This window comes from Shewanella acanthi (genome assembly GCF_019457475.1).
GTDB lineage: Bacteria > Pseudomonadota > Gammaproteobacteria > Enterobacterales > Shewanellaceae > Shewanella > Shewanella acanthi.
The window spans coordinates 1,209,237-1,234,387 of sequence record NZ_CP080413.1 but is presented as its reverse complement, the minus strand read 5'-3'; the positions used below and the strand labels follow the sequence as shown (position 1 = coordinate 1,234,387).

The following is a 25,151-nucleotide window of genomic DNA, read 5'->3' as shown; positions in this document are numbered from 1 at the left end:
AAATTGACGCCAGCCAAAAAAATAGGCGCAAAATAAGCGCCTATTTTCCTGATGTTAGCTCACTTGTTCAGCGTTCATTCTTAACGTGCATCGCCGTGGGATGAGATATTATGCTGCTCAGAAGGAATGGCATCCCAACCTTCTTTAATGGTTTTTAAAATGGCAACCACTTCATCAATTGCCTGCACATCGTTATTGATATTGGCCTCTGACATGCGGCGCAGCATAAAGTCATAAAGCCTTGTGAGATTATTAGCAACATCCCCCTCGGTATCCATATTTAAGCTGTCATTTAAACCGGAAACAATACCAATGGCTTTGCCCATTAAAACACCACGTTGAGCCACATCACCCTGTTCAATTGCACATTTCGCTTGGGCTAGACGTTCTAACGCACCGGCAAATAACATTTGAATAATACGATGCGGAGAAGCGACAGCTAAATCACTGTCTACAGAGACTTTTCGATACGATTGCATTGAACCACGCATAAACACACCTACCTATTTGATTCTATAGCCTTGTAAGCTTTGATATAACGTTTAGCATTATTTTCACCTTGTACAAGTGCGCGACAATCTTCCATGACTTTTTTGGCCTGCTCAGTAAAGACCTGACTCAAATTAAGCTGGTCTACTAAATATTGCCTGTCAGGAAATACATTGTCGGCTACCAAGGTTTTTATAAAAGCCTCACGCTGCTCCACAAAGCCCTGCAATTCTAGTACCAACGTCAAAAAAATCTCGTCGGATGCGTTTTCATTTTTAATTTTGTCTAAGGTTAACAGGATGTTGTTATTAACCTCTGCTAGCTGTGCCATTAGATTATCCACATTGCCTCGCTAACAAATTCATTGCGTTACTAAAATTGCTTGTATTGTGGTTCCAACTTATCAGTAATATTTTCAAATTCGCTTAACTCATCGACGATGTCGATTTATACGTTAACCTAATTGTTTTGCTTCACAACCCCAGGTAGTGAATCTAAACGAGATAAAATTGAATCTGACTGTGAGTTCAAATTTGCCACCAATAAATCCATGGCATTAAATTGAGTATATAAACGATTACTATAGGCAGTCATACGTGCTGCTAACTGTTCGCGGCTTTTGCCTATTCGCGCTAATTGTTCATCAAGTGAATTATCACGACTATCAATAACGCCTCCAGATTTGACATAAGTATCTACCATACTGGACATTTTAGCGCCAAGCCCCGTATCCTCTTTAGTAAACAACTCGGTAATTGAGCCATTATCACTTTTGAGTGCTTCAGATAATTTGGTTGTATCAACGTCCAATAAACCTTCGGTGGTAGTTTTTATCCCTATTGAAGCTAAACCTTGATTACCTGCTGAAGTTTCATATTGGCTAGAAATAAGTGTTCGTAATTGGCCCTGGATACTACGGGGAAGTGCATCCCCCTGTAAAATTCCTGCGGTTTGCGTCTCAGCGTCGTATTTAGTTAAATCCTGAATAGTCGACATTAAGGTATTATAGGAATCTACAAAATCCTCTATCGCCGATTGTGATTTAGCCGAATCCTTACTTACTGTTAATGTGGTAGTTTTAGTCACATCCGCAGAGTTTAAAGTTAAAGTCACTCCTGTAATGGCATTATCTAGGGTGTTAGATTGCGAAACAACTTTTACTCCATCTATATGCACAATAGCGTTTTTGGCGGGGGTCACTTCCGTCATGGTAAAGGTATCAGAAAGCCCTGTCCCAGTGCCTGTATCTACGGCATTGACAGATATTAAATTATCTTCACCCGTCTTGCTTGAACCTAAGACTAACTGTGGCCCTAATTCGCCATTCACAATGGTCGCAGTAACACCGCTGTTATCTTCGGCGTCATTAATCTTCTTCATAATATCGGTAAGCGAGTCGGTGTCACTAACCTCGATGTCAAACGCGCCATTACTGCCAAGGGTGATGCTAAGCGTACCTTGTCCGATTGCCGAGGTGGTATCAGCAGCGACAGCCGAGCCCACTTTTTGGCTTTGAGCAAGTTGCTCAACTTTGACCTGATAACTGCCTGATACCGCCGTTTTATCTACGCTAGCAGACAGATAGTCTTTGGTCGATGCCGACACTTTTTGGCTGCCAAAGGTGTCTGTCTTTGAGAGGGTCTTTAACTTGTCATTAAACTCAGACATGGCACTTTTCAAGGCGCCAATTCCGGAAATTTGTGCGGTTATCCTACCTTGATTGGTATCAAACTTAGCAGTTTTCGCTGCACTTTCAGCATTAACTAACGCGGTAACAATACCGCCGATATCCATGCCCGTACCAATACCTACCGATGTTAAGCCCATAACAACCTCTCTAAACTTTTACACAGTGACTTTGAGTGCGAGATAGCGCCTCACAATAATTGATTGGCCACGCACACATCTGCCAAATAAAACCGGAGGCTAGACCTCTGTTTTCATTAACAAACCAGTCACTTCATTCAATTTTTTGGCAATTTCTAATGCTTCTTCATTGGGAATTTGGCGAATTAAATCTCCCGTTGTAACATCAATCACCCGAACGATGGGCTCACCTAATTCATCATCAATTTTGAAAGCTAGGCCCTTTTGAATTAAATCCATACTGGCGGAGATGTTCTCCACAGCCTGCTGTAATTCTAACCCTTTATCATTAGGCTCTTGCTGCCTCTTATCCTTTGCTTGGGAAGCATCAGCGGAAGTGGCTACTTTCTGCAGCTGCACAGCGGAATTAACCTGCTCGTTTGATTGGGTTTGAGGCTTTGGAAGGTCCCGACTCAATACCTGATTTGGCACATTTGCACTAATTACATCCATGGCTCACCTCTATGATTTCCCAACTGACAGTATCAAACAAAAAAGAAACTGCAGTTTGAAACTAAAGTTTACTCGACAAAGAGTAGGCAAAAATCAGACCAATCTAATACTAAAAGAAAAATACCTTTTGCGATTAATCCCTCTGCCTATCTTCACTATACCTATCGCACTAAAAGATGAAAGGGAGAATCGTTGCCGACCCTCCCTAATCTTATCTATCTGCTATCGCTGAAACTCTGTTATAGCATTATTAGAGAAGCGACAGGGCTGTTTGTGGTAATTGGTTAGCCTGAGCCAGCATTGCAGAGGAAGTTTGCGACAGAATTTGCTGTTTAGTTAATTGGGCAGTTTCTGAGGCAAAGTCCACATCTTGAATACGGCTACGAGCATCGGTTACGTTAGATTGAATATTACCTAGGTTGTTGATGGTAAAGTTCAAACGGTTTTGCACAGCACCTAAGTCAGCACGTGAACTATCGATACCGCCAATCGCACCATCAATAATGTCTAAGGCAGATTGTGCGCCCGCAGCAGTAGAAATATCGATTGTATTAACACCTGTAAACTTGCTGCTTGTCAGTGTGGTTAACTCACCACCACCAGTAAATGAAAATGATGCTGAAGAACTCAATTTAACCGAACCTGCGGCGACCGTTGATGCTGCAGCAGCACCATTAACAGAAGTTGTACCTGTTGCAGTGCCTGAAGACACGTTTGCCAGAGCCATTGTTCCAGCTGTACCTGCTGTAGTGGTAAAACCAATATCCTGACCAGTTGAACTGGTAATAGTAACTTTACCATTCTCAAGTTTTGCAGATACGCCCGTTTCACCTGAAGACTCGTTAATTAACTTGGTTAGCGCATCATTATCTGTCACGTTTGTTAAATCTACTGCGTATGACGTCGTACCATCAGTAACATTCATAGTCAGAGAGCCAGTACCAGTAAAAGCCGCTGTAATATCCGCTTCTATAACTGTCTGAGCGGTCGCTTTAACACCAGTGCCCGCTTTGTTAACCTTAGCAGCAGCCTCTGACGCAGTATCACCCGCAGCAATAGTAACACTTGTGGTTTTACCAGCTTGAGTAAGAGCCAATGCGCCACCAGCCACTCCGTTTACGCCGGCTGTTGCCACAAAACCATTACCAAAGTCACCAGCAGCAGTACCCGCAGCTGTTGTCGTGTAATTACCAATATCCGCTGCACCAACCGATTTTAATGAAACGTTAATCGTCTCATTCGCTTGTGAGCCAACTTGGAATGATTGTGTCCCATAAGTACCATCAAGCAGTTTTTGACCACCAAATGAAGTAGTATCTGAGATACGGGTCAGTTCAGATTGCAAAGCATTTACTTCTTTTTGCATTGCTGCACGGTCTTCGGCAGAGTTAGAACCGTTAGCCGCCTGTAAAGACAAATCACGCATACGTTGCAGAATATTGGTCGATTCTTGCATTGCACCTTCAGCAGTTTGCGCAATCGAAATACCATCGTTAGCATTTCGCATTGCCACACCAATACCGTTAATTTGGCTAGACATACGGTTAGAAATTTGAAGACCCGCAGCATCATCTTTAGCACTGTTAATGCGCAGACCTGATGATAAGCGTTCCATTGACGTCGACAATTTCGAATTGGCACTATTTAATTGGTTTTGTGCCTTCATTGAAGTGACGTTAGTGTTTACTGAAATAGCCATGATATTGCCCTCTACCTAACTTAAATAGTGCCTGCCATTGTTGTCAGGCGGAGTTGAAGTTTTACATAGATAGTAACGGCAGAGCGAAAAGGAACTTTAGGAAAAATTTTAAAATTTTTCCTACGGTAAAAATTAATTTGACTTTCAATACATTAATCATAAAAAAAGGAAAAGCAGGCATGAGCCTGCTTTGAAATTTAGCGATATTTATTTCACAACGACTTGCGATTATCCCAACAGCGATAATGCAGTTTGTGGCAATTGGTTTGCCTGCGCCAACATAGCAGAAGAAGTTTGTGACAATATTTGCTGTTTGGTCAGTTCAGCGGTTTCTGATGCAAAGTCTACATCTTGAATACGACTGCGGGCATCGGTCACATTTGATTGGATATTAGATAAGTTACTGATTGTAAAGCTCATGCGATTTTGCACAGCCCCCAAATCAGATCTAGAACTATCGATACCACTTATCGCGCCATCAATAATCGCGATTGCATCTTGAGCCCCTGTTGCAGTGGATATATTAATCGTGTTTACCCCTGTAAATACTCCACCAGTATCAGTTGATAACTCAGCAGCACCACTTACAGTAAAATCTGATGACGAATACAAGGTAACCGAACCTGCGGCAGTATTAGTTGCTGCGGCAGTACCATCTACGGTAGCAGTACCATTCGCAATACCTGATGACATATTTGTGAGAGCCATTGCTCCCGTTGCACCAGCTGTAGTAGTAAAACCAATATCTTGACCCGTTGAACTGGTAATTGTCACCTTACCATTCTCAAGTTTTGCAGATACTCCAGTTTCGCCTGAAGACGCATTGATTGTTTTAGTTAACTCTTCATTATCTTTAACGTTTGTTAAATCTACTGCGTATGAAGTCGTTCCATCGGTAACATTCATCGTCAAAGAACCAGTACCAGTAAACGCTGCAGTTACATCGGCTTCTAATACTGTTATAGCTGTCGCTTTAACACCTGTACCTGCTTTATTTATGCTTTTTGCTGCTTCTAATGCAGTGTCTCCTGGATTAACTGTCACATTTGTGGTTTTACCTGCTTGGATCAGGCCAACTGTGCTTCCAGCTACACCATTGGCTGCTGTGGTACTAAATCCATTACCATAATCACCCACAGCAGTTCCTGCTGTAGTCGTACTGTAGTTACCAATATCTGCAGCGCCTACCGACTTCAAAGAAACACTAATAGTTTCATTGGCTTGAGCTCCAACCTGAAACGATTGTGTACCGTAAGTGCCATCAAGTAACTTTTGACCACCAAAGGATGTCGTCTCAGAAATGCGAGTCAGTTCAGACTGTAAGGCGTTTAATTCTTTCTGCATTGCAGCGCGATCTTCCACAGAATTCGAACCGTTTGCCGATTGCAAGGATAAATCACGCATACGTTGCAAAATGTTAGTCGATTCTTGCATTGCACCTTCAGCAGTCTGAGCAATAGAGATGCCATCATTGGCGTTACGCATTGCCACTGTAATACCATTGATTTGGCTAGACATACGGTTCGAAATTTGCAGACCCGCTGCATCATCTTTGGCGCTGTTAATGCGCAGTCCTGACGATAGACGCTCCATCGAAGTCGACAGTTTTGCGTTGGCACCATTTAACTGGTTTTGCGCCTTCATTGAAGTGACGTTTGTGTTGACGGTAATAGCCATAGTAGATTCCTCTTCTAAGTTTGGTGCCAAGACGTGGAAGCCTGGCTACATCTTGTTACGCTTGGCCTAGAATCGCTATCCCTCGGCCACTGCAACGTTTAATCTAAAATTTTCCGTTATTTTTTAGTAAGTTCTGCTTCACTTTTTAGCACCTAGCTTCAAGCTTCTTGGGCCTAGATCTAGATATAGTCAAACAGCGATACAGAACCCACTTTACTAAACACACTGGATATCGCATTGAGGGCAAGTTGTTGCTTCTCTAATTCGGTCACCGCAGTGGCATAATCGACATCCTCCAATTTGGATAATGCCGAGGTGTTGATTAACTTCTCGTCAGTATGCTTGTCGGTATACTTTTCTAGCGTTTTTAAGCTGATACCCGCTAAGCCCTGTTGCTGACTAATCTGTTTGACACCACTAGTAACATTATTCAATAATTGTGCCAATTGAGATTGGCCTGCAGGTGTTTGTACCTCGCCACCATTCTCAAATAAGCTAATTGCTTTACTGAAGGTATCGAAAATACTGACTTCGGAAGTTTGGTCTAGGGTAAAACTGTCACCAATCTCGGGAGTGCCCGTAATTTTAAGATCTACACCATCAAAGCTAATGGTGGCGGTGGGGTCGAAAGGAGCTGCAGCTAGGATCACATTGGCAGGAATGGCAGTGTCAGTAACCTCAACATTTATGCCACCCGCGCCATCATCTAAGAAATTGATTTGATAAGCTGAAACGCTAGGAGCGCCGACAATCTGGGCACTTTCAACTCTAAAACTGCCCTGCTGTGTGGTCAAATAATTGGCACTGTAATCACCCATGGCATTAAGGCCTTTCATAAAGGCCATATCACCTGCGACGTTGGTATTTAATTGTACGCCCGAAGCGACAATAGCAGTGCGCACGCCTGAATCACCCTGATAGACAATGTTGCCGCTGGTATCGAACTCGAAGGGTAAAGTGCCGGTTTTATTGCCCGCAAACAGATAATTACCTGATTCGTCCTTGGTATTAGCAATGCTTAACAGTTGATCGAGACTTTGGCGCAGATCATCGGCAATTGTTTGCCGCTCCGCAGAGGTTAAACTGCCGTTTGCCCCCTGTAACATCAAATCCTTCATGCTGGAGATTAAGGTATCGGCCTGCCCCAATTGGCTTTCAGTTTGCTGCAAATGGTTAGTGGCATAATCAATATTTTTCATATACTGGGCCACCACCGCATTGCGTTGATTGAGGTTATCAATCCCCAACGCCGCGACAGGGTCATCGCCTGCAGTATTAACTTTTTTGCCCGTACTTAACTGCTCTAGCACCTTACTGGTAGCCGACTGTTTTTGCAGAATGCCAGTGAGGCCTTGGTTAAACATTTGCGCGGACGAAAGTCTCATGATGTAGTCTCCTAACGCACTGAAGTGATCAGGCTGTCAAAGATTTCTTGGGCGGTGGTCATGATCCGCGCCGAGGCCTGATAGGCTTGCTGGAAGCGTAATAGGTTAGACGCTTCTTCATCTAAGTTTACGCCGGACTCACTCTCAACTCGCGCATAGGCTTGCTGGTAAACCGCCTGAGCAGAACCCACGCGTACCTCGGCAGCTTTAGTTTGAGTTCCCACAGCTTGTTTAGTCTTCTCAAATACATCGGCCATGGTCGATTTACCGTTATTGAGCAGTTTGGCTTCGCTCAAATTTGCCATAGCAACGGCATTGGTGTTATCGCCTTCGGCAAAGGATAAATCGAAGGTAAAGCTATCCGTTGCCGCCGCTGTAGATTCAACCTCGAAGGTAAAACCAAAAGCATTGATGGATGGTGGAGTGTATGCAGTGGCTGCACCGATAGCCGCTCCCGAGGCATCAAAAGCCTGGTAAGTTGGTGGAACTGCTGTGGTATCGAACTGAATGGTTAACTCACTGCCAGTAATCGGGAAATTAACATCGGTTCTATCGGTAATTTGAGTGACTTTAACTTGAGTATTGCCCGAATTTGTTGATGCTGCTGTCACCACTGGCGCCGCAGCAGCTAACCCTTTGGGATCCGTCATCGCCACTTTTATGCTGCCAGCAGCACCAGCCGTTGGCCTAATTTCAAACTTATCCCCAGCCACCGCGCCCGCCGTAATATCAAGCGTAAAGCCTTCATCGCTAATTAACTGAGTGCCACTCACAGTTAACGTCTTAGCCGTTCCCGTGGTTAAATCCGTTAATTGATAGTTGGTACCATCGAATGACAATAGATAACTACCGCCAGTTAAGGCGCTCACGTCATCGATATTGACACTCACTGAACCCGAGCCGTTATTTGTGGTGTAGGGCGCAGCGCGATTAAACGCCATGCTAGGGTCGTTAATATCGGTAAACAGATTACTGCCGATTTGACCGTTAAGATCAAAACCCTGTGATTGCATTTCATTAAAACTATTGGCAATACCCAGTGCTAATTGGTCAAGCTCTAACCCCGCAGGCTTTAAGGTTTGGTCGCGATAGTCAAACAGTGCGCCTAATTGGCCGCCCAATTTACTGCCGTTAACCGTGACGGTTTTGGTGCCTATGGTTGCCGTAAGCTGTACTTCATTGGAATAGGGGTTGCCCTCGGTCGTCCCCATCGCCATAGCGACCTCACCGGAGACCAGCATCACTGCGCTGCCTAACATAATGCTGCGAGCGCCATTATCCAATTGGATCACGTTCACCTGCGCATACTGACTTAGCTCTTGGATTAACGCGTCTTGCTTATCCAATAACCCAGGATCTTCCTGGGGGAATTTCATGATTTCCTGGTTGATGTTGGCAATCTCAGCGCCAATCTCATTGATACGGTCAGTAATACTTGAGATTTCATCATTGGTATTGGTCATCTGGCTATTCAGCGCAGTTTGGATTTGGTTCAGGCTATCGGCCAATTGCTGAGCGTTAGATAGCACAGTATTACGAATACCTAAGTCGGCGGGTAAATCCGCCATGCTGTTTATGCCTGCAAACAACTCGTTTAAGTTTTCAGGAATGATGCTCGCCACCTGCGAAAACAGCTCATCTAGTTCACTGAGCTTGCTATAACTGGTTTCGGCTGCACTTAAGGTCGTTTGCCCAATGCGCAATTCACGCGCGGCATACTCGTTATAAACACGCTTTACATCAGTAACATAAGTACCAGTACCGTAATAACTATTACCAATGCGCTCAGAATTTAATGGCGATTGGCTGGCGACTTGTCGGTGATAGCCTGCGGTATTCGCATTGGCGATGTTGTTACTGGTGACCCCCAATTGGGATTGGGAAGCCAGCACGCCCGAACGGGCAATGTTTAATAAATCAATTGCCATTAGCCGATACTCCCCAAAAATAACTCTCTATGACGAAGGATCATTTGTCGTCTCCTGGCAGTATCGATTTCAGTTCTTCACTGATGGACTGCATCACTTTAATCACTTTCTCTGCATACTTAGGATCGGTCGCATAACCCGCATCCTGTAGCGCACGAATAAATTGGGTTGGCGATGACGCCACTTTCTTCGCCTCTTGATAACGCTCACCGTCTGCGATGAAAGACACAAAATCCTTAAAACTCTGCTCAAAATCGCTGTAGACCCTAAAGTCGGCTTTTTGTCTTACGGCAATACCCTGTTCAAACTCAAGAGTGGTGACATTAGCCCTATCCCCTTCCCAACGCCTATCAGCCTTGATATTGAATAGGTTATGACTTGGCGCGCCGTTATTGCCACGGACAATTTTTTGTCCCCAGCCGGTCTCGAGTGCCGATTGCGCCAATAACACTTCCGGCGTTGTTCCCAGCTCTTTAGCGGCTTTTTCAGCATGGGGATACAGGGTGGCGACAAACTCTTCACGGCTGCCAAATTTAATGGTTCTTTGAGTTTCTCTAAAGGCCGTCGTTGGCGTGACTTGACCACTGAGCACAGGTTCAATTGATGAAAGTGGCTGTTCACTCCAAGCGGGTGAAGGCGAATCGATGGCGAGTGAACGCGCTTGCCTATCGATATCCATTGAAGAGGTCACGCCATCGGTCGCATCGGAGGCAAAACTTGGCCAAGCAATTGAGTCTGGTACTCCGTTCTTTGCCGCAGCCGCTTTAGCCGTAGCCAAAGTGTCAGAAGTAGCATCTAAACTGGCGCTCTCGCCCTGGGCGCTTTGGCGTGAAAGATTGAGCAATCTATTGTCATGCTCAAGTTTATCGCCACCATCGTTTCGCAGCACTGACGCTGGCGTCATACCACTCGATTCAGGGGAGAGTTGTTGCACCATTAAATCGGCGATGCCGAGTACACCTTTGTCAGACAAATCAAGGGATAACTGTTGATCCCGCATCTGCTCGTAGAACTTAGTGTATTGGCTGTTAAGGGGGCTGTCGGACTCGAATGCTGCATTGGCATCACGCATGCTTTTCATCAGCATTTGGATGAACACACCTTCAAACTGCTGGGCGACCTGTTTCAAGGCACCCTTTTCATCTTTCTGAGCCTGGGCGCGTAGCGAATCTAGGCTACCCAGGTCCAGAAATTGTGATGAATTAGCAAGTTTTTCCATGGTGTTGGTGACAAAAATTAGATAATGATAAGTTCACCATGCAAAGCACCTGCCACTTTTAGTGCTTCTAGGATTGCCAGTACATCCGAGGGTGCAGCGCCAACTAAGTTAACCGCGCGCACAAGCTCGTCCAAGGTCGTACCTGGATTGAACATAAACATCCGTCTGTCACTTTCGGTAGCGTTAATTGTACTGTTATTGGTGACTGCTGTTTGCCCATTTGAGAAGGCATTAGGCTGGGATACCTGGGTCGCCTCGGCAATGGTAACCGTTAGGCCGCCGTGGGTCACTGCAGCAGGCAGCAGCTTAACGTTCTGCCCTACTACAATCGTACCCGTACGGGAATTGACGATAACTTTGGCAGCTTCTTCAGCAGGCTCAAGTTCAATATTCTCAAGGGTCGCGAGGAAGGACACTCGCTGCGACACATCACGCGGCGCCAATACTTGTACTGAAGTGGCATCCAGTGGACGCGCCATATCAGGGCCTAGCATGTCGTTGATCGCATCGGCCATGCGCTGCGAAGTCGAAAAGTCGGAGCGGCGCAGGTTAAACGTCAAATAATCGCCCGTCGAAAACGGACTCGCTACACTGCGCTCAACAATTGCGCCATTTGGAATACGTCCAACGGTGGGCGTATTTTGAATGACCTTGGAGCCATCTAAACCGTCGGCGCTAAAACCGCTGACGACTAAGCTGCCCTGGGCAATCGCATACACATTACCATCGACTCCCTTTAAAAAGGTCTGCAAAAGAGTGCCACCACGCAAACTTTTGGCTTCACCGAGGCTCGAAACCGTAACGTCTAAATCCTGTCCGGGCTTAATAAAAGCCGGCATATCCGCATGCACTGCCACTACGGCGACGTTTTTGATTTTGGGTCTGAAATTATCTGGTAAGTTAATCCCGAAATTTTTCAGCATGGTCATAAAGGTTTGCTCGGTGTAGCGGGTCTTTTCGCCAGTGCCGGGTAAACCGACCACTAGACCGTAACCAATCAGTTGGTTACTGCGAACACCTTGAATATCGGCAAGATCTTTAATCCGCTCACCATGACTTGGTAATGAACACACCAAGATGGCAACGGCTAGTACGAGTTTTAATTTCATGATTGATTTCATGATGGGCTCCCAGGGCGTGTTGACCTTTCGAGATTAAATTTTGTTCGTTATGGCAAGCTCGTACTCGCGAAACGAGGAGTGACGTGTAGTTATTCTACTCAAATGACGAGTGACAAAGAGTAAGCGCTTGCCTAGCGAACCCTTCGGGCAGCGTTTGGCAGGCTTTTCTGCTGCGTTAGCGTCCGTTTATGTAGAACAACTACACTGCACGGACTTTTCCTTGCATAAACACCCGCCAAACCGCTGCAAAAATAACCCTGAAATGTAAACACGCCCTAGAATGGCCACCAGTCGCTCATAAAGAACTGGCTAAGCCAGCCCACCTGCTGCGCTTCGGCAAAGGTGCCTGTCCCGCTATATTGAATACGGGCATTGGCCATACGCGTGGAATCAATGGTGTTATCGGGTTTGATATCCTCAGAGCGCACTATGCCTGTGACGCGGATAAATTCATCACCATTGTTAATGGAAATCCACTTTTCACCGCGCACCACTAAATTACCGTTATTGAGCACCTGCATGACGTTGGCCGATATGCTGCCATCTAAGCTGTTGCTTTGATCAGCATCGGACTCACGCTTGGTGTCCATACTGTCGCTGTAGCCAAAATCCAAGGGCACACCACTGATGGTCACGTTTTTACCACCGGCATAGAGTGGATTGACGTTCATATCAGAGCCTTTTTTGATCTGATTGCCCGCACTTTTCTTCGCCTGCGTCGATTCCTTCAGCACGATAGTGATAATGTCGCCAACCTTATGGGCGCGAATATCCGAATATAGGCTCGCCGCTTGGCTGTCCTGAAAAATTGACCCTGTCGCCACGATTTTGGTTGGCGGCGCTTCGGGGTACACAGGCGCATAAAAGGGGTCGTCCGCAATCGGCTTTTTAGGTGTTGAGCTACAAGCTCCGAGCAAAAGTGCAACGGCCAATACCACATATCTAGCCATGATCTTTACCTCTATAGGTTCTGATTCACGTAAGCAAGCATCTGATCCACCGCAGAAATAACCTTGGAGTTCATTTCATAGATCCGCTGACTTTCGATGAGATTTACCAGCTCTTCGGTCACGTTCACGTTAGAGGTTTCTAACGCGCCCTGACGAATTGCTCCCATTCCATCTAATGACGCCGTCCCTTGAATAGGTGTGCCACTCGCACCGGTTTCGGTGAAGAGGTTTTGCCCGATAGGATCTAATCCCGACGGGTTAATAAAATCTGTCATGCTGAGCTGGCCAATCACCTGACTCTCGGCGGTACCCGCGGTTTTTACCGACACTTCACCTTCGGATGAAACCGTAATAGCAGTGGCATCCTCAGGAATGGTGATGGCAGGTTGCAGCACATAGCCCGCGCCCGATGTCACAATTTGCCCAGTATCGTCGAGGGTGAATTGACCATTACGGGTGTAAGCCGTTGTGCCATCAGGTAATTGCACCTCGAAAAATCCTGGACCTTCAATCATCAGATCGAGGGAGTTATCCGTGGTCAGCATGTTACCTTGGGTAAACAACTTCTGTGTTGCTACCACCTTAGTCCCCGCACCTATGTTTAGGCCGTTAGGCAACTTAGTGTTTGAGGCACTCACCCCACCGGCTTGGTTAACGGTCTGATAGAGCAAGTCTTCAAAAATGGCGCGGCTCTTTTTGTAGCCGACGGTACTGGCGTTGGCGACGTTATTTGAAATCACCGCAATATCGGTTTGCTGTGCGTCTAAGCCAGTTTTACTAATCCATAACGCTGGATGCATAATTTATATCTCCTAACTAATCCGCATTAATGAAGCGGATGCGCGGTCATTTTCTTCCGCGGTTTTCATCATCTTCACTTGCAATTCAAACTGCCTTTGGATGTTAATCATCGACACCATCTCATCCACTGGATTGACGTTACTGCCCTCCACTACCCCACTTTCGACATACACGCTGGGGTTCGCTGGGGCATCATTGCCCGACATCAGGCGAAACAAACCGTCTTCCCCGCGCATCATTTGCTCATCGCCGGGATTCACTAATTTAAGCCGTGCCACTTCTTCAATCACTTCACTGGTCGCGCCTTGTGGGCGAACCGAGATAATGCCATCTTGAGAAATCGTCACTTTATCAATCGGCAACGGCAGTACGATAGGCCCCGCGTCCCCCATTATGGGATTGCCGCGGTCGTTGTGGAGTAAGCCATTGGCATCGAAGCTTAAACTGCCAGAACGGGTGTAGGCCTCACTGCCATCTTGCGCCTGCACGGCAAGCCAACCATCGCCTTTGATGGCGACATCAAGATCTCGCCCTGTAGATTTAATCGGACCTGCGCGAAAATTGGTTGACGGAGATTCGACCATAGCGAAAACCCGAGTCGGCATGCCTTCACCGAACGCTTGCATCGATCTGGCCTGGGCCATATCCGATTTAAAGCCATCGGTATTGGCATTGGCTAAGTTGTTGGCACGCAGCGCCAACTCATTCATGTTTTGCTTAGCCCCACTCATGGAAATGTAGAGAAACTTGTCCACAGACTGCTCCGTCAAATTTTCAACCTTACGGTAGAACAGCAAACATCATGCCAAATAATTGGGCAGCTAATGGGTTGATATGACTGAAGGAAATTACGGGGATAACGAGAAGGGACTGAAAGCGGCTAAGTGTTGCCGTAGGCGGCAACACTTAGCTTTGACGAGCATTTTAACGAATTTGCAGTACGGTTTGCTGTAGGGTGTTATTAACTTCAAGGGTTCTTGAGTTAGCTTGGAAGTTACGTTGGGCTGATATCAAATCCACCAGCTCAGTAGTCAAATCGATGTTTGATTGCTCCAGCGCCGATGCAGTGATGCTACCAAAGGTACCACTATTGGCCTCACCCGCAATCGCTTGACCCGAGTTAATACTGGCCTTCCAAGAGGTGTTACCGACTTGGATTAAGCCCTGCTCGTTTGCAAAACGCACCAGAGCTACGCGAGCTAATGGAACACTCGAACCGTTAGAATAAGTCGCCAGAATCAAGCCATCGGTACCAATTTCAACGTTAGTTAAGCGGCCAACGGTTGTACCGTCTTGGCTTAATTCCGTCGCCGAGAAGTTAGCGGCATATTGGGTTGGATTATTGAACTTGATGGTTAAGGTTTGGCTACCATCTGCACCAGCACCAATCACACCTGCGCCACTCACACCTAAGGCCTCGGTCGTAATGGTCGCAGGACTACTGCCGGTGTAGACACCGACCGCATTAAAGGTTAATACAGAACCCGCCCAACCACCTGTAGTTTGTGCAAGCGTAGGTGTATTACCCAATGCAGTGCCGTCACCATCTAAGTCAGCACTATAAGAGCCCGCACCGCCAGCCACATCGACCTGATTACCATCAACCGCATAAAAAGCCACCCAGTTGTTTTCACCTGTAAATGAACCGCCAATTGGCTTTACAAAATAGGACGTCAGAATATGTGGCTCACCCAATGAATCGTAAATCGTCATCGAAGTGACACTGTTATAGGTTGTTGAATCGGTTGGATCGAACGCGGCAGGATCCAGCTCGGTGTCCTTAGCGTTAAGGTTCATCGAAATACCCACGTTTTGGGTTTGCGCGGGGCTTCCTGCAGTATCAGGAATTTGTACCGGTCTAGTCGTACTTAAACTCACAGAAGTAGAGTTACCGTCACTATCAACAGGGAAGGTTTGTAAATAGTTACCCGCAGCATCAACCACATAACTGTCGGCATTTACTTTAAATGCACCGGCACGAGTGTAGGAATAGTCCTGAGTGCCAAACTCATTAGAAGTGACGAAGAAACCACTGCCTTGAATCGCCATATCCAAAGAGTTATTGGTTAACAACAAACTACCTTGATGGAATTGCTGCGCCACTTGGCTAGTTGCAACGCCCCCACCTACCGCGGTTTTTGAGTTGGCAAAAATAGAGTTAGCGTAAACATCCGCAAATTCGGCACGCGACTCTTTAAAGCCTGTGGTGTTGGCGTTAGCAATGTTGTTGGCCGTGGTATTTAAATCTTTTTGTGCAGCTGAAATGCCACTCAATGCAATGTTAAACGACATATTTCACCTCTGAAATCTATTCAATTTGAAAACGGACACCCGTCCAATCCTAAAAAACTGCCAAATTAACTTTCGGTGACCGCAAGTACATCTGAGAGCAAGAAGGCGCTGCCGCCCTTTAAGTTTAAAATCGCCCCAGTGCTGGCAGTGCCTAAGGACACGCTTGACACATGGGCATAGGTTGAAACCGCAAGCGACTGCGAAGCCCCATCGACTAAGCCTGTCGCCTTAAACGAGTAGTTGCCTGCTACTACAGGTTGGCCACTGTCATCTAGACCATCCCAATCAACATCGATGTTACCGCTGGCACTGCCATCAACTGTCATGGTTCTTACCACTTGACCATATTGATCTTGGACATGGACGGTAATTGTTGGGATGCTTTGAGAAGTACTGACCACACCTTGCATCCCATTGGTGTCAGAAGACACATAAGCAGTATCCGTTGGCAGTAATACTTTACGCCCCACTAAACCAGAAGCTTGTAAGGCTTGGCTGGATGTCATCACGCTGTTCAAATTGACGATTTCATCATTCAATTTGGCAATACCGTCAACGGTAGAGAAAGATGCCATTTGCGAGATCATTTGATCGTTATCGACCGGGTTAAATGGATCTTGCATGGACAATTGTTGACTGAGCAGCGAGAAAAAATCTTCCTGCGTCAGCCCATTAGATTTCTCTTCCGTGGTAGTTGTCGATGTCGATTGAAGCCGTAAACTATCGAGGAAGGAATTTCCTGTAGAAATAGTGCTCACAGCTCACCTCCTGAATGATTCATCTTACTTACCCATCCCAAGTGTTTGTTGCAGCATCGATTTTGCAGCTTCCGCTACCTGCACATTCATTTGATACGAGCGTGAGGCTGAAATCATATCTGCCATTTCTTCCATGACATTCACATTCGGCTTATAAATAAAACCATCGGCATCCGCCATTGGATGATCCGGCGAATACTCTTTTAATAGGGGTTTATCACTCTCAACAATGCCCTTTACAGACACACTTTGAGACGCTTCTTGCTGACTTTGAGCTTTGGCCATCTCAGCTTCAAAAATCGGTCGACGGGCACGATAGGTTTTATCGATACTACTGGACACTGAATCGGCGTTTGCGATGTTGCTGGCGGTGGTGTTTAATCGAACCGATTGGGCCGACATCCCAGAACCAGCAACGTCAAAAATACTAAATAAACTCATGATTAATCCCCTCTCAGCGCTTTTTTCATACCACTGAATTTACTGTCCAAGAACCCAAGGGACATCTGATATTCGAGTGCATTTTGCATAAATGCAGACTGTTCTTCTTGAATATCGACCGTATTGCCATCACCGGTATCAGGTTGATTTGGCACGCGGAACTTCACATATTGCCCCGTTAACTGCGCCATGCCAAAAGACTCACCGTCTTCGCTCATTTCAAGATTTTTACGCTGTTGCTGCTGACTTTTGGCCACATTCAATGCGGCAGAGAAATCGACATCTCGGGCTTTATAATGCGGCGTATCGGCGTTTGCGATATTGCTAGAAATCACTTCGGCCCGCTCTGCGCGTATCCCTAATGCGAATTGATGCACCCCAAGTGCCTTATCAAAATTGATCGCCATAAAATTGCCTCTAAATGTCACTCACGTGAACGAAGCAATTCATGTGCCAAAAACATTTAGTTATTAAAGGGGAATTACGATAATGCGGTGGTGATAGCGAAAAAATTGCCGACGAACGTCGGCAATTACTCAATAGAATCTTGAAATTAGACTTTTTTCTGGTAGTAAATTCCAGGATTACACCGAACCATATCAAATTCAGTGCTCAATCCGGCAATTGACTCCGATGCCCCCAAAAACAAAATGCCCTTTGGATTTAAAGCGGCAGCGAATTGCCGCAGGATTTTGGCCTTTGCCTCTGGGGCAAAATAAATCAGCACATTTCGGCAAAAGATAATGTCGAATTTACCGAGTAAGGTATAGCTCTCAAGTAAATTGTGCGCGCGAAAACTCACTAAGCGTTTAACGTTATCCTTTACTTTCATATTGCCCGAAGGTAATGGATCAAAAAACTGCCGCTTGCGCTCCTCGGATAATCCTCTGGCCAAGGCTAATCCATCATATTCCGCGTGCTTACAACGCTCCAACATAGATGGCGATAGGTCCGTTGCTTGAATAGAAGCACCACCGGCAAGGGCTCCTGGCTTTTTCTGCTGATATTCTAAAATGGTCATCGCCAACGAATAGGGTTCTTGACCCGATGAGCAAGCTGCAGACCAAATCTTTAATGGACGTCCCAAGCGGGCATATTCGGGTAATAATGCATTACCAAGCAATTCAAATGGATAACGATCACGAAACCACAGGGTTTCATTAGTTGTCATTGCATCTATCACTTCTGCCCGCAATGCGCGCTCGGTGGGTTTCATCGAATGTTTAACCACATCGGATAATGAAGGCAAATTGTACTTGCCCATCAGGGGAGCAAGGCGGCTACGCACGAGATATTGCTTATTCTCACCCAGCACGATGCCACTGTGTTGTTCTAAGAACAACCTAAACTGGTTGTATTCAGCCTCAGCGAGTGATTTGTTTTGCACATTCACGTCCTAAATCCTATCGCAAGCACCCAAATAAGTGCAAAAACATCATGTTACAAGCTACTGATTATAGCGAAAAGCCAAATTCAGCACTAACCCACGCCCTAAAATCACTACAAGCTTAAATGTTTGTTAACTGCAGCGGCTAATTCGTCAGGGTTAAATTTAGCAATAAAATCATTGGCGCCGACTTTTTGCACCATAGCTTGGTTAAATACCCCGCTGAGGGAAGTATGTAACACCACTTTGATGTGCTTGAGTTTAGGATCATCACGGATTTCCGCCGTGAGGGTATAACCATCCATCTCCGGCATCTCAATGTCAGAAATAATCAACGGGATTTCATCTGCCACATTGGTCATTTCACTCGCGATAGATTTTAGCTTAGCTAGCGCTTCACGGCCGTCTTTGGCAGTATCGATTTGCAAATTCAATGATTCGAGGGCACGAATAATCTGCTTACGGGCGACCGCAGAATCATCAATCACCATAATATGGAAATGTTGATTTCTATCGATGGTCAGCTTTTCATTCAGTTCGTCACTGATGGCGGTTTTGACCGGTGAAATCTCATCGAGAATTTTTTCCACATCGAGAATTTCGACCAGTTCACCTTCAATTTCAGTCACGGCAGTCAAATAGGAATATCGCCCTGCTCCTTGGGGCGGCGGCATAATGGCTTCCCAATTCATGTTGATAATGCGCTCAACCGAGCTTACCAAAAATCCCTGCACACTGCGGTTATACTCGGAGATAATAATGAAGCAGTTCTCAATATTTTCGAGGGGGCGACCACCGGTTGCCGCGCTCAAATCGATGACCGAAATAGTGGTGCCACGAATATGGGCAACACCTTTCACATAGGGATTAAGTTTAGGCAGCAGAGTCAAAGGTGGACATTGCAAAACTTCTTTAACTTTAAATACGTTAATCCCAAAGCGTTGCCGACCATTTAATTTGAATAGCAGTAGTTCTAAGCGGTTTTGACCAACGAGCTGGGTGCGTTTATTGACTGAATCAAGAATACTCGACATAAGTCTGCCTTGTTGTTCTGTTTATGCTTGGCCTTAAGACTCATGCGAGTATAGGCACATTACTTGCTTGACTTGAAAATAAGTAACTGTAATCGAAACTGAGTCAATCTTCTGACATACAGATCCAATTTTCACACAATCATCAGCTTCGAATTTGATAAAAGTATAGGTGCAATCTGGCGTTACAAGCTAGTGTATTCATTATGAAAGTAAATTTTGGCATTTTTTTTATCCCCCTTGCGTTCCTTGTCTCTCCTTTAGCCAAGGCGGAACCCATAGTGCCCAGCGTATCGACCATCAGCGAATTAGCTAAAGCCCTTGTTAATGAAAAAATTTCGGTACCAGAAAATGCCAAGGTTGAAATCCTACCGCAAAATTTAGATGCAAGAACACTACCTTCTCAGTGCTCAACACCCATTAAAGTTGAATTGGCATCACAGCGAGAAATTAGTCGTAACAATACCTTAAAAGTCAGTTGCGAGACTCCCGACCTCAGCTACCCTTGGCAAATCTTTATGTCTGTTAGGGTCGAGATCCTATTTCCCGTGGTCGTAGCCAGTGAAACCCTTGCACCGGGTGAACTCATCTCCCCAAACCAAGTTGAAATCCGCTATGTCGACCAAAACACGCTGCGCGGACTGCAATTTAACGACACATCCCAATTATCTGGGGTTAGAGTTAAACGCCGAGTCGCCAAAAACACCCCGATTTTTGCGAATAACCTGTGTTTTGTGTGTAAGAATGATTCGGTATCGATTTATGTTCGCTCAAATAATTTTACCTTAAAAACTTTGGGGGAGGCGCTGCAGGATGGCAATGTCGGTGACCAAATAAGAGTCAAAAATAGCAAGTCAAACAAAGAGCTGGATGCTATAGTGACGGCCATTGGCGAAGTTGAAGTAAGAATGTAAAATTCGCTAAAGCTTTTCAGGAAGCGGCCGATACCCCAGTTAAGAAATCCCGTATACACGACGCTGGAGCCTCACATGGCAATTGATATTAGCAAATTAAATACAACAACGACTTCGCAAGTTCGTTCAAATACCGCTAAGAAAAATAGCGAAAGCGAGGTATCTACTCAGGTATCGGCTAAATCGACTCCACAAAAAAGTGACTCTGTTGTCATTACGGCTCAAGCTCAGCAGTTACAAGGTGCTCAGACGAAAATGGCCAGTCTTCCTGAAGTCGATCAGAAAAAAGTCGCAGAGATTAAGCAAGCGATTGCTGAGGGTCGCTACAAAATTGATCCTGAAAAATTGGCAGCCAATATCGCCAGCTTTGAAGCTGAATTAAACGATCTTAATAACGAGTAACTATGACGCCCATTGCTGAACTGGTCGACAAACAACAAGCCCATTTGGATGTACTTAAGCAAATCATCGTCAACGAAAAAGGCGCTTTGGTAGACCAAAACGCCGATTTGCTATTGTCCCTTGCTGCCGAAAAATCCGATTGTTTAAAAACGCTTAAAGCAAACGACGAGTTCATTGCTCAGCATCCCGAGATTGGGTTACTGACAGAGCAGCAGGACCTCGCCACTAAAATGGCCACGGTCAAGCAAACCCTAGCAGAATGCAAAGCGTTAAATGCTCAAAATGCTAGTCTTATCGAGATGAATATTGCAAGCCTTAATCGCTTTGCCCAAGCATTACAGGCAAGTCGAAATGCCACGAGTCTCACCTATAACGAAAAAGGCAAAACGTCGACGATATCAAGCTTAGGTAATGATATTAAAGCTTAAGGTTCAGGATACCACTGACTGAAATCAGCGATATGAAATCCATTAAAAAGCCGCGACATCGACGCGGCTTTTTAATGAGCGAAAATTTCATGTCACACTAGAAATAAGTAACTTCTTTGATTCGCTGTGGGCGGCTTTGCTGTTGGTAGAGCTGCCATACTTGAGCGAAATCTAGCTCCAACTCAGTCACATAATGATCACCCGCAGGATAACTTTTCACGACCCTAGCCCCACGAATAATCCCCGTCACCGAGGCTTTTACATTATCATCGGTTAGCATCCATTCACTCACACTACTATTGGCGGTAATTTTCTGGCCATAAACCTGCTCGGCTAACTCACGGTAAGCCACAATTTTTGAAGCCTGCATCGCCATCAGTACCCGTTGTGATTGTTCTTTTGCCGGCTGAGTCGCTAAAGGTGCATAGCCGATAGCCGTCAGTTTGGGAAAACTTGGGGGTGGCACATCCTCCCACTGAACGTATCTATCTTTGCTGCTACAGGCAGTCAGCATCAGTAAGGCCACTAAGACAAAAAAGGGTTTCATTTGTTATCTCCTAACACGCGAACTTCGTTCATTCCCGGTGCGGATTGACGATATAAAATGCCATCGTGGGACACCACCTGCTCAGAACGCTGCAGGTAATTGCCAAGTTCTTTTTGGGTAATAAAGGTCTGAGAGGTCGACACCACCCGATTGTTACTGATGGTAACAATACGAGTGTTAATCGCCATGCCATTTGTCGCTGGGCTCATTGTCGAGACGACTAAATGGTCGACAGGCAGGTTGGTTGATAACTTTTGCCACTCGCGCGTCAAAATAAAATCACCTTCTTCAGTCACTCTTATGCCATCACCTAAATTTAAATCCACCACATTGAACTGAAAGCTATGCAGTGACGCCATTAACCCCTGCTGTAATTGCAGGGCAAAGGCGTTGGTACTATTCAAGTCCCCAACTAGTACAGGCGTTAGAACAACCAAAGGCTGATCAGGACGCAAAGCATCATTTTGCTGTGTTAACTCAGTCGTAATACGCTGTGATATATGATTGATAACTGCCGTCGGCGGCAATCCATTGCCGTCAACAAAGCTCGGTTTTGGCGGCTCTTTTGTGCCAGAAGCACAACCTGCCAACACTAAAATTGCCATATAAATTAATGCACGTTTGAGCATTAGTCTTACCTCAATGGTTATATGCGGTCACAAATGACCCATTACCTTTGCCACTTTGTCTTATGGCTAGCAATTATCAGACCAGGTTAAGAGTATTTGCAAAGGACGCATGTTGAGAAATACCTCAGCTATCTCCCTGCAGAGTTGTTATCGACCTCAATTCTGTATCCTTAAACCTCAGTAGTCACCCGCAATATTACCCGCTCAATAACAGGCACAGAATTTGCTTTAACTCGGCTAAATAAATAACGTCAGTAAATCGGCAGATCCTGACTTTTGGCTGTCACACAGTTTTGTCGTGGCAGAGCGTAGTAACTTTCGTTAAGGACTCTATTAATGAACAAAATAAGTACCACCTTGCTCATGATTGGGAGCCTTACGCTATTTGCAATACCCGCTAAAGCCGAGTGGGTGAATGCCAGCGGTGATGCCACTATTATCAATGGCAATGTGACCCAAGCGCGGGAAGAAGCCATCAATCAAGCCGTGAGCTATGCAACCCTCAATACTGGCATCCAGATTTCCAGCGAGCAGCAAACCACTAACGGCAACCTCACTCAAAATAACTTTTCCATTAATCGCAATGCCCAGGCGATCAGTATCCAGTTAGTGAGTGAACGGATTGAAGGCAATAGAATATATGTGTCCTTAAGACTCGACCTCAATGACGATCCCACGCAACAGTGCCCTGCGGGTCAGCTAAAGGCGGCCATTCTTATTCCCCAAGCACAAATTAAAGACAGAGCACAATTACGCTACGGCCAATTATCTGGATTTGAAGAAGTGATTTCGGAGAAACTCGGCAATAGTATTGATGGTTACTCATCCACCAGCTTTAGCCATATCCACGCCAAAGAGCGGCTCGATATCACCCAGGCGCTTGTCGATATCCGAGGTTATCGCCTTCCTAGCTGGCTCAGTGAAATCACCGATAGCCAATACATTTTACTGCCGCAGATTATTGATATCTCGACCGAGCCTGTCACCCGAACCTTTATGGGGTGGTGGGATGAAGCGCCACATCGACAATTTCAATTCAAACTCAGCCTCTACCATGGCATTAGTGGAGAAGAAGTTTGGAGCAAAAGCTACAGCACAAGTGCACCTTGGGAGTTTGCAGAAAATGCCATTGTCACCCCAAATAGTAATCGCTTTTGGAACTCAGCCTACGGCCGTCATATTAGTCTCATCATGCAGGAAGCGACACGGGATATAGATAGCACCCTCAATTGCCGCCCCCTTCTAGGACAAGTGGTCAGTCGCCAAGGCGACCGAATTATTCTAAATTTAGGTCGTAAACACGGAATACGAGTAAACGATAAATTCCAAGTGGTTTTACAGCAAAACCTACCCGATAGACTCAATGAAATGCGCGCTGTAGCCAGTAAGAGTCGAGCAACGGTACAAATTGAACAGGTCAGTGAAGAAAGTGCAACAGCCGTGCTAACGGACCAGAATGCAGTTTACAATGTACAGATAAACGATATAGCGATTAAGATTTAAGCAACTAAATCTTGAGACTTTTAATCAAAGACAAAACCAGTATAATCACTGACGTCTCTTCATAGCTCAACAGGATAGAGCAGCCGCCTCCTAAGCGGCCGATCGGGGTTCGAGTCCCTGTGGAGAGACCATAAGTCACTTTTTTACTATAAAATTCAACAACTTACGAAAAATTAAAAATCCTGTGCCGCCTATGTGCCACCATAGGAATGACGTTTTTTAGAATTTTTTTTCGTAACATTTTCAAAAATCCCGCTTTCACGCATTTCACCCGTTTTCTGGACTCTCAGGCTCATTTCCGTTAGTTTTTGGTTATCCAGAACAACTAGCAAAGTTTTTATCATCATGAATTCTATTGATGCCGTTCTAAAGAAAGCTGCCGAATACCAAATGCAAGGAACGGCTGAACAGCTAATGGAGGTTTGGGAAAATGACGAGAACCCAAAACTTCAATTTGTTGCTGAGTTTTTGATCACTGCCTTGTCCCATGACTGGCTAGGCTCATACGTATACAAACTCTTGCCAAACTCGGAAGATAGTCAAAACCTTAGCCATAACGAGATTATTGAGCGTCTCGCGGTGATCGACAACATCTCTGACTTGGTTGATTTAACAGCAGAAGACGTTGCTAACTTATTCTTCGATTTCGCCACCAAATTTCCTTTGGCGGCACCGGAGAAAAACTCTCGATTACTCGAAAAGTTCACATCCGCAAAAACTCTTTCAGATGCATTTAAAGAGCATGACCAGTTTCAGCATTACGAAGATTTACTACACCTCCTGGAGGAACGTGAAGCAGACATTCTTCACGCAGCACTATCCTGTGAGATGGCAGGGCTTGAAAAGGCAGCAAACACACTCAAAAAAGAATTAACAGTAAGCCTATTTTCAAGTAAAAACAGGTCATTACAAAAAATCAAAGCTGGCTTATTTGAAGCTATTGGTAAACGTAATTCTGTCAAGAAAGCAGCTAAAGCTGGCAATGACTCCAAACATGCTATCAACCGAACTCTTAAAGCTGATGCTGTCAAACTCTACAAAGCGGGTAAGTTCCATAGTGCCAGACATGCAGCCCGTCAGCTTCTCCCGCAAGTCGCAGCAATCTCCGAGCAAAGAGGCTCACCATTGGAGTGGCACACCAACGGATTCGATCGTCTCTACAAATGGCTGTTGGCGTCAGATAAAGACAAATAATTTTACCTCTCGCGGCGAGAAATACATTTCTCACTGC

At 45.5% G+C, this 25,151-nt stretch carries 26 protein-coding genes and 1 tRNA gene; 6 read left to right on the top strand and 21 right to left on the bottom strand.

What is annotated here, in order from left to right:
- Positions 1-80: 80 nt before the first annotated feature.
- The 19 genes from fliS to K0H61_RS05475 all read right to left on the bottom strand — a co-directional run bounded on the left by fliS (position 81) and on the right by K0H61_RS05475 (position 19,500).
- A complete protein-coding gene (gene fliS, locus K0H61_RS05565) occupies positions 81-491 on the bottom strand; it encodes a flagellar export chaperone FliS (protein ID WP_220051742.1) in 411 nt (136 codons plus the stop codon).
- Positions 492-499: 8 nt separating this feature from the next.
- Positions 500-820, bottom strand: coding sequence for a hypothetical protein (locus K0H61_RS05560; RefSeq protein ID WP_220051741.1), 321 nt, complete (start codon positions 818-820; stop codon positions 500-502).
- 128 nt (positions 821-948) lie between these two features.
- Positions 949-2,316 (bottom strand): flagellar filament capping protein FliD, encoded by a 1,368-nt coding sequence (gene fliD / locus K0H61_RS05555; protein ID WP_220051740.1) that lies wholly within the window; start codon positions 2,314-2,316, stop codon positions 949-951.
- Positions 2,317-2,415: 99 nt separating this feature from the next.
- The gene (locus K0H61_RS05550; RefSeq protein WP_220051739.1) at positions 2,416-2,808 is read right to left on the bottom strand and encodes a flagellar protein FlaG; all 393 of its coding nucleotides are present in this window, start codon (positions 2,806-2,808) and stop codon (positions 2,416-2,418) included.
- Between the two features lie 250 nt (positions 2,809-3,058).
- Positions 3,059-4,507: a flagellin gene (locus K0H61_RS05545; protein WP_220051738.1), complete on the bottom strand. Its 1,449-nt coding sequence runs from the start codon at positions 4,505-4,507 to the stop codon at positions 3,059-3,061.
- A gap of 228 nt (positions 4,508-4,735) precedes the next feature.
- Positions 4,736-6,184 (bottom strand): flagellin, encoded by a 1,449-nt coding sequence (locus tag K0H61_RS05540; RefSeq protein ID WP_220051737.1) that lies wholly within the window; start codon positions 6,182-6,184, stop codon positions 4,736-4,738.
- A gap of 179 nt (positions 6,185-6,363) precedes the next feature.
- The gene (flgL, locus tag K0H61_RS05535) at positions 6,364-7,569 is read right to left on the bottom strand and encodes a flagellar hook-associated protein FlgL (RefSeq protein ID WP_220051736.1); all 1,206 of its coding nucleotides are present in this window, start codon (positions 7,567-7,569) and stop codon (positions 6,364-6,366) included.
- 11 nt (positions 7,570-7,580) lie between these two features.
- The gene (flgK, locus tag K0H61_RS05530) at positions 7,581-9,497 is read right to left on the bottom strand and encodes a flagellar hook-associated protein FlgK (RefSeq protein WP_220051735.1); all 1,917 of its coding nucleotides are present in this window, start codon (positions 9,495-9,497) and stop codon (positions 7,581-7,583) included.
- A gap of 40 nt (positions 9,498-9,537) precedes the next feature.
- A complete protein-coding gene (flgJ, locus tag K0H61_RS05525) occupies positions 9,538-10,716 on the bottom strand; it encodes a flagellar assembly peptidoglycan hydrolase FlgJ (RefSeq protein ID WP_220051734.1) in 1,179 nt (392 codons plus the stop codon).
- Positions 10,717-10,733: 17 nt separating this feature from the next.
- Entirely contained in the window at positions 10,734-11,825 is a 1,092-nt protein-coding gene (locus K0H61_RS05520) for a flagellar basal body P-ring protein FlgI (RefSeq protein ID WP_220052503.1), read from the bottom strand.
- 287 nt (positions 11,826-12,112) lie between these two features.
- On the bottom strand, positions 12,113-12,787 hold the full coding sequence (gene flgH / locus K0H61_RS05515) for a flagellar basal body L-ring protein FlgH (protein WP_220051733.1): 675 nt from the start codon (positions 12,785-12,787) through the stop codon (positions 12,113-12,115).
- An 11-nt stretch (positions 12,788-12,798) separates the two neighbouring features.
- Complete coding sequence (flgG, locus tag K0H61_RS05510) at positions 12,799-13,587, bottom strand: flagellar basal-body rod protein FlgG (RefSeq protein WP_220051732.1); 789 nt, start codon at positions 13,585-13,587, stop codon at positions 12,799-12,801.
- 12 nt (positions 13,588-13,599) lie between these two features.
- The gene (gene flgF / locus K0H61_RS05505; protein WP_220051731.1) at positions 13,600-14,343 is read right to left on the bottom strand and encodes a flagellar basal-body rod protein FlgF; all 744 of its coding nucleotides are present in this window, start codon (positions 14,341-14,343) and stop codon (positions 13,600-13,602) included.
- A 169-nt stretch (positions 14,344-14,512) separates the two neighbouring features.
- Positions 14,513-15,880: a flagellar hook protein FlgE gene (gene flgE, locus K0H61_RS05500; RefSeq protein ID WP_220051730.1), complete on the bottom strand. Its 1,368-nt coding sequence runs from the start codon at positions 15,878-15,880 to the stop codon at positions 14,513-14,515.
- Between the two features lie 65 nt (positions 15,881-15,945).
- Positions 15,946-16,638, bottom strand: a complete 693-nt coding sequence (gene flgD, locus K0H61_RS05495) for a flagellar hook assembly protein FlgD (protein ID WP_220051729.1) — start codon at positions 16,636-16,638, stop codon at positions 15,946-15,948.
- Between the two features lie 24 nt (positions 16,639-16,662).
- Positions 16,663-17,079 (bottom strand): flagellar basal body rod protein FlgC, encoded by a 417-nt coding sequence (gene flgC / locus K0H61_RS05490; RefSeq protein WP_220051728.1) that lies wholly within the window; start codon positions 17,077-17,079, stop codon positions 16,663-16,665.
- Between the two features lie 2 nt (positions 17,080-17,081).
- Positions 17,082-17,486: a flagellar basal body rod protein FlgB gene (flgB, locus tag K0H61_RS05485; protein WP_220051727.1), complete on the bottom strand. Its 405-nt coding sequence runs from the start codon at positions 17,484-17,486 to the stop codon at positions 17,082-17,084.
- 146 nt (positions 17,487-17,632) lie between these two features.
- On the bottom strand, positions 17,633-18,472 hold the full coding sequence (locus tag K0H61_RS05480; RefSeq protein WP_220051726.1) for a CheR family methyltransferase: 840 nt from the start codon (positions 18,470-18,472) through the stop codon (positions 17,633-17,635).
- Between the two features lie 107 nt (positions 18,473-18,579).
- Complete coding sequence (locus tag K0H61_RS05475) at positions 18,580-19,500, bottom strand: chemotaxis protein CheV (RefSeq protein WP_220051725.1); 921 nt, start codon at positions 19,498-19,500, stop codon at positions 18,580-18,582.
- A gap of 203 nt (positions 19,501-19,703) precedes the next feature.
- Between K0H61_RS05475 and flgA the strand changes: the two genes are divergently transcribed.
- The 3 genes from flgA (at position 19,704) to K0H61_RS05460 (ending at position 21,241) form a co-directional block, all read left to right on the top strand.
- Positions 19,704-20,411, top strand: coding sequence for a flagellar basal body P-ring formation chaperone FlgA (gene flgA / locus K0H61_RS05470; protein WP_220051724.1), 708 nt, complete (start codon positions 19,704-19,706; stop codon positions 20,409-20,411).
- Positions 20,412-20,486: 75 nt separating this feature from the next.
- Entirely contained in the window at positions 20,487-20,813 is a 327-nt protein-coding gene (flgM, locus tag K0H61_RS05465; protein ID WP_220051723.1) for a flagellar biosynthesis anti-sigma factor FlgM, read from the top strand.
- 2 nt (positions 20,814-20,815) lie between these two features.
- Positions 20,816-21,241: a flagella synthesis protein FlgN gene (locus tag K0H61_RS05460; protein WP_220051722.1), complete on the top strand. Its 426-nt coding sequence runs from the start codon at positions 20,816-20,818 to the stop codon at positions 21,239-21,241.
- A 97-nt stretch (positions 21,242-21,338) separates the two neighbouring features.
- On the opposite strand, the gene K0H61_RS05455 is transcribed toward K0H61_RS05460, so the two are convergent.
- Both K0H61_RS05455 and K0H61_RS05450 read right to left on the bottom strand, forming a co-directional pair.
- Positions 21,339-21,788 (bottom strand): LPP20 family lipoprotein, encoded by a 450-nt coding sequence (locus K0H61_RS05455; protein WP_220051721.1) that lies wholly within the window; start codon positions 21,786-21,788, stop codon positions 21,339-21,341.
- Complete coding sequence (locus K0H61_RS05450) at positions 21,785-22,417, bottom strand: FlgO family outer membrane protein (RefSeq protein ID WP_220051720.1); 633 nt, start codon at positions 22,415-22,417, stop codon at positions 21,785-21,787. The genes K0H61_RS05455 and K0H61_RS05450 overlap by 4 nt, the downstream gene beginning before the upstream one ends.
- Positions 22,418-22,753: 336 nt before the next feature.
- Here K0H61_RS05450 and K0H61_RS05445 point away from each other — a divergent pair, with 336 nt between their 5' ends.
- From K0H61_RS05445 to K0H61_RS05435, 3 genes are all read left to right on the top strand, one after another.
- The gene (locus K0H61_RS05445; protein WP_220051719.1) at positions 22,754-23,920 is read left to right on the top strand and encodes a flagellar assembly protein FlgT; all 1,167 of its coding nucleotides are present in this window, start codon (positions 22,754-22,756) and stop codon (positions 23,918-23,920) included.
- Between the two features lie 55 nt (positions 23,921-23,975).
- A tRNA-Arg gene (locus K0H61_RS05440) sits at positions 23,976-24,051 on the top strand.
- Positions 24,052-24,265: 214 nt separating this feature from the next.
- The gene (locus K0H61_RS05435) at positions 24,266-25,114 is read left to right on the top strand and encodes a hypothetical protein (protein ID WP_220051718.1); all 849 of its coding nucleotides are present in this window, start codon (positions 24,266-24,268) and stop codon (positions 25,112-25,114) included.
- The last annotated feature ends 37 nt before the right edge of the window (positions 25,115-25,151 follow it).